This is a genomic window from Mesorhizobium neociceri, assembly GCF_013520985.1.
Lineage (GTDB): Bacteria > Pseudomonadota > Alphaproteobacteria > Rhizobiales > Rhizobiaceae > Mesorhizobium > Mesorhizobium neociceri.
On record NZ_JACDTY010000048.1, the window covers coordinates 1 to 3,617 of the forward strand.

A 3,617-nucleotide genomic window follows, 5' to 3' on the forward strand; every position below is an offset into this window, starting at 1 on the left:
GCGCGAACTCCACTATGTCACCCGTTATAATAACCCGCAGTGATCGCCCCGGCGTGCCGACTAACGGCTGACCGCCATACACGCATCAGGCGACTTCGGGAAAGGTGCCTTGGTGCACCGCTTACGGAGTTCATCGCCGGCGAGACGCTGCACGGCTTGGCTAAGCATCACGATGTCTCGCGCAACCTGATCCGCATCTGGGTCCGCAAATATGAGCAAGGCGCGTTCGACGATGATGCGCAAGCCGCCGGCCTGATCCAGGAATACGAAGCCCGGATCGCAGCGCTCGAACGGTTGGTCGGTAAGCAGGCTCTGGAACTGGAGTTTCTAAAGGGGGCTCTGATATCGTGCATCGACAGCCCAATGGCAAGCCGTTTGACAGCCGGTCGTCCTGAGCGCCGATGAGGTGCTTGGCTGTCTACAGACCGTGAAGGGAACGAGGAACCGGGTCGCTCTCATGACCACCTGTGCGGCGGGTTACGGGCCGGAGGCGGCGCGTCTGTAGGTGAGCGTATGGATCGGACAATAATCAGCTTGACATCACTTTTGGTGGCTGTTCTAAAGTGGAACGTCGTTCTAATAGCGAAATGATCGCCAGAAGGCGACTGGGAGGGGCGTTCCGTCGGCACTCATCTAATGGCATCGAAAGCCTGCATACGACAGCGCAGCAGGGCCAGCAGGTTCTGGTGCATGACGTAGCGGTCGAAGATGTAACGCGAGTGGCCAAGCAGAAGCGAGAACAGCCGAACAATGCACCTCTACGACAGGATAAAGACGGCGGTTAGCGGCGAAGATAACGTTTTCACCGAACACAAAAACCGAAATATTGTTCTGCCAATAACCAGACCAGCATTTGACGGCCACATCTAGAGCGTCCGTAATTTTCCTTCTGGGGGCATTGGGATGCTCCCTACTGGAGTGCGCCAGTCTTATGCGGCAAGGCAAGAGGTGACTTATGACAAACCACTATGAAGTAGTCGTATTAGGCGGCGGACACAATGGCTTGGTGTGTGCGGCTTATTTGGCACGAGCAGGAATGCGAACGGCTGTTCTGGAACGGCGGCATGCGGTCGGCGGTGCGGCGTTTTCAGACGAGGTGTTTCCCGGCTTCACATTCTCAGTCTTTTCGTACGGGTTGCAGCACCTTTACCCGCAGATTATCCATGATCTGGACCTTCGGAAATTTGGTTTGAAAACCGTCCCCTATGGCGACCTCTTCAGTCCGACAGAAGACGGTCGTTGCTTGATAACAAATGACAATGTCGCAGCAACTGCGAAGAACATAGCACAGTTTTCTACGCGAGACGCTGAAGCGTATCCTAAGTTCGTCGACTTTCATAATGGACTAGCGGTCTACTTGCGCCATCTCGGTACGGAGGTTCCGCCAGATCCAACTGCTTCAACGTTCCGCGATGTCACCAGAACGCTCGCATTCTCTTGGCGAAATTTTGGGCTGAGAACCAAGCTATTTGATTTTGCCGAACTTATGACTCAAAGCGCCGAGGAATATCTGAGCCAGTGGTTTGAGAACGACGCCGTTCGTGCGCTGTTCGCCTATCAGGCGGGCATTGGGAATTTCGTAGGTCCGTATTCGCGAGGATCCGCGCTTGCGTGCCTCTACAATATGCTGACTGATCATTCCCACGAAATACCACGCGGGCACGTTATCGGAGGCATGGGAACCGTATCGAAAGCCTTGGCCGCATCCGCCCAGCGCTTAGGTGTGGAGATTCACACTAACGCTGAAGTCGAACACGTTATCGTCGACGGTGGTAAGCTCAAAGGCGTAGCAACCAAAGACGGTCGGGAGTATCGCGCAGGAATTGTAGCCAGCAGCATGCATTCGAAAATTCTCTTTGGCAAGGTCGTTGACCGAAAACATCTTCCAGATGACCTTGTTCAATCGCTGGAAAAATTCAACACTATGGGTACAAACTGGAAAATCAACGTCGCTTGCAATCGGCCGCCTCAGCTCAAATGCCTTGGGTCGGACAGTGGCAGGCCAGTATCAGCATTCGTGCATATTGGGCCCACCATAGATTACCTAGAAAAAGCATACGATGATGCGAAGTACGGAAAATTCGCCCAGGCCCCGTGGATGACCGTAGCGACGCCTACCTACCTCGACAAGAGTATGGCGCCCGAGGGTAAGCATGTCGTGAACCTGTACGGTGGTCATGTTCCATATAAACTGCGCGAGGGAGACTGGTCGTCACATCGATCCGAGTTCGTCCAAACTGTGTGGAAAGTGCTGGATGAATTTGTTCCAGGATTTACGAATGAGATCATAGATTATCAGGTCCTGCTTCCAACCGATATCGAAAACATCCTTAATATACCGGGGGGCAACATCCTGCATGGGCAGATGACTCCCGATCAATTGTTCTCGCGCAGACCGTACCCGCACTACGCGGACTATAGGACGCCCATTCAAGGTCTATATCAATGTGGCTCCTCCTGCCACCCTGGCGGGGGTGTCACCGGATTGCCAGGCTTTAACGCGGTGCGGGAAATCCTGCGAGATCGCGGGAAGAAAAGATCTTGAAGCTGACGCTCGGTGGCCGCCATGGCGCCACGCCTCAGTTTGAAAGTGCCTGTCACCTGGGCGATATCATGGGAACGAACTCTTAGCTCCTTTGGAGGTAGTCGGCCCGCGAGGTGGAGTCCGGCTAGCGGGATGACCATTCTCTGATAGCGGCGCTCGGAAGTTATGCTCGACACGCCTTTGGCGCTCTGGACTGCTGCCGGATTCGTGGACACCGGGATTAGGTGTTTGAAGGATAGGGGCGTAGCGGTTGCCGAGGCTGCACGTGATCTGGATCTCAATGAGAACGTCCTGCGCAAATGGGTCCATGAGACGAGCGCGTCTATTTGCTCGATGTTGTGCCAGACGGCGAGGTCCGCTTCGGCTTCCCCAACATCAACGACAATGCGGTTATCGCAGAACTCATGGCTTGCGGCGCGCATGTCAATTTGTTTGTCACTGGCCGTGGATCCGTCGTGGCTCTGCCATTTCTCCTGTCATAAAAATATGCGCCAGTCCGGAGACCTGCGACAGAATGGCGGATGACATGGACGTTAACGCCAGTAGAATCCCGCGTAGTTAGGCCTCTATCGACGAGGTGGGCCATGAGATTCGCGACTTGGCCAGGGCGCTCCACGCGGTCCGAGGAGCTCGGCCACCAGAGTTTATTTTAACCTCGAAAAGTTTCGAGCCGCTTAGGCCTCCGTGCCTGCCGGGTGGATAGACTCAGTTTCGTTGTCTGATAGATCGTGGTTATCACTGGCGGGCGACGCATTATTGGCTTGCAGTGGCCGTAGGATCAGGAGGCAGCAAAAAGGTCGCGGCGAACGCTCGAAGACAGATTACATCGATCGTGCCTCGCGCGGGTCCACCCGCTTGATGTTGCTTTCCAGCGCGACCGGAGAGTTTCTGCGTTTTACCCGTCCAAAGCGGTGCTAAATCATGCGCTTGCATCCAAAGGTACTGCGTAAGCGATGCGCCAAGGCACCTTGCAATAGGCCGATGAACATGGAGCTTTCGCACCATGACATTGGAACATGCAAGGGGCGATTTGGTCGCCGAGTTAAGCGGCATCGCGCCGGCCGAAGATCGT

General features: G+C 54.9%; 3 protein-coding genes and 1 pseudogene. All 4 read left to right on the forward strand.

Going from position 1 to position 3,617, the window contains the following annotated elements:
* The first annotated feature begins 84 nt into the window (after positions 1-84).
* The 4 genes and pseudogenes from H0241_RS35200 to H0241_RS36070 all read left to right on the forward strand — a co-directional run bounded on the left by H0241_RS35200 (position 85) and on the right by H0241_RS36070 (position 3,107).
* Complete coding sequence (locus tag H0241_RS35200; RefSeq protein ID WP_181062282.1) at positions 85-405, forward strand: hypothetical protein; 321 nt, start codon at positions 85-87, stop codon at positions 403-405.
* A 550-nt stretch (positions 406-955) separates the two neighbouring features.
* On the forward strand, positions 956-2,545 hold the full coding sequence (locus H0241_RS35205; RefSeq protein WP_181062281.1) for a phytoene desaturase family protein: 1,590 nt from the start codon (positions 956-958) through the stop codon (positions 2,543-2,545).
* A gap of 165 nt (positions 2,546-2,710) precedes the next feature.
* Positions 2,711-2,866: pseudogene (locus H0241_RS36065) on the forward strand (transposase); the annotation flags it as partial.
* Positions 2,853-3,107, forward strand: coding sequence for a hypothetical protein (locus H0241_RS36070; RefSeq protein ID WP_328824976.1), 255 nt, complete (start codon positions 2,853-2,855; stop codon positions 3,105-3,107). The pseudogene H0241_RS36065 and the gene H0241_RS36070, both read left to right, overlap by 14 nt.
* Positions 3,108-3,617 lie beyond the last annotated feature (510 nt).

What these genes read in the sequence shown, in the direction of transcription:
- H0241_RS35205 (WP_181062281.1), top strand. Translation starts at nt 956, where the DNA reads ATGACAAACCACTATGAAGTAGTCGTATTAGGCGGCGGACACAATGGC.
- H0241_RS36070 (WP_328824976.1), top strand. Translation starts at nt 2,853, where the DNA reads ATGAGACGAGCGCGTCTATTTGCTCGATGTTGTGCCAGACGGCGAGGT.